The sequence below is a fragment of the Orlajensenia flava genome (genome assembly GCF_004801905.1).
Taxonomy (GTDB): domain Bacteria; phylum Actinomycetota; class Actinomycetes; order Actinomycetales; family Microbacteriaceae; genus Orlajensenia; species Orlajensenia flava.
Map to the genome: position 1 here is coordinate 1 of NZ_SSSN01000030.1, position 1,133 is coordinate 1,133.

General features: G+C 62.9%; 1 protein-coding gene. It reads left to right on the plus strand.

Annotated features, from left to right (window positions below; genetic code table 11):
- Positions 1-54 precede the first annotated feature (54 nt).
- Positions 55-1,133 (plus strand): PKD domain-containing protein (locus tag E6C70_RS16560; protein ID WP_235833591.1); only part of this gene is annotated, 1,079 nt, incomplete at its 3' end.

Here is a 1,133-nt window from a genome sequence, read left to right on the forward strand (position 1 = left end):
GCTCCGCATGCTGTTCCGGTTGCGGTGATTGGTAGTGCGGCTTCGGGTTTGTCGGTGTCTTTTGATGGGTCGGGTTCAACGGCTTCTGATGGGGCGACGGTGGCCTCTTATGCGTGGGACTTCGGGGATGGGGCTACGTCCACGCTCGCGAAGCCGGTTCATCCGTACGCTGCGGCGGGGTCGTACATGGTGAAGTTGAAGGTGACCGATTCGTTGGGTGCGCAGAGCACGGTGGCACAGGCGAGTGTGTCGGTGAGTCATGGTGCTCCGGTTGCGTCGTTCGCGACTGCCGCGACGGGCTTGAACCTTTCGGTGGATGGTTCGTCGTCGGTGTTGACCGATGGTGCCACGGCTCAGTATTCGTGGAACTGGGGCGACAACACGCCTGCTGGCTCGGGGCTGACCGCGTCTCACACTTATCTCACGGACGGGTCCTATCCTGTCGTCCTGACGGTGGTGGACAGCTTGGGTGCCTCGAATTCCGTGACCAAGACGGTGACGGTCAGCACGACGGCGTTCGTGGCGAAGGATGACTTCGGCCGTTCCGTCGCGACGGGATGGGGTAATGCCGATAGTGGTGGACCGTGGAGCGGAACGACGGCGTTCTCGGTCGCTGATGGTGTGGGAAAGATCGCCATGTCCACGTCGCAGACGCGGGTGTCCACGTTGACGGCTGTCAACGTGGCCGACACGGACTCGAGGATGAGCGTTGCGCTCGACAAGGTCGCCGATGGCGGAGGTATGCACTTCAACTATGTGGTGCACAAGTCAGCGTCGGGCGAATACCGTCTGAAGCTGCGGTATTCCTCTGCGGGCGTCGTCACGGTCAGCATCGCGAAGCTCGTGGGAACCACAGAGACGCTGGTGGCCAACAAGGTCCTTACCGGGTACACCCAGACGGCCGGCGGCGTGCTCCAGGTGCGGTTCCAGGCGGCGGCATCCGGATCCAGTACGGCGATGAAGGCGAAAGTGTGGCCGCAGGGTCAGGCCGAGCCCGCCGATTGGTTCCTGACCGCCACTGATGCTGAGGCCTCTCTGCAGGCTGCAGGCCAAATCGGCGTTCTCTCATACATGTCCGGCTCCGCCACCAACGGGCCAGTCAACGTCCTCCTCGACAACCTCGCCGTCCAAGC